The following is a 332-nucleotide window of genomic DNA, read 5'->3' on the forward strand; positions in this document are numbered from 1 at the left end:
AGGTCCACCAGCTCGGGGATCATCACCATCACGCTGTGGCCGTTGCCGAGGTCTTCGACGTAGCCGGGGCCTTTGACGAAGTCGAACAGCTCCAGGGTCTGCTCGTCGACCGAGGACAGGAAGCTTTTGTGCACCAACGGGAAGTGATAGGCGTCGGTGGTGTTTTCCAGCTGGATCTTCCAGTTGCCGGGGAAGCGGAAGCGGTGCTCGCCGGGGACCTTGATGCCGTAGCCGGCGCCTTGCTTCATGAACAGGTCCATCCACTTCTTCGCTGCGCCGAGGAAGTCTTCGAGCGGTTCGATGTCGTCCTTGAAGGTGGCGAAGACCATGCC

Annotated in this window: 1 protein-coding gene; it reads right to left on the bottom strand. The window is 60.8% G+C overall.

Translation table 11 applies throughout. From position 1 onward, the window contains the following. The coding region (locus AC5PZ0_RS28335) for an SRPBCC family protein (RefSeq protein ID WP_493856224.1) at positions 1 to 332 on the bottom strand (332 nt) is incomplete at both ends.

It is taken from the genome of Pseudomonas sp. 5.2, from assembly GCF_059025405.1.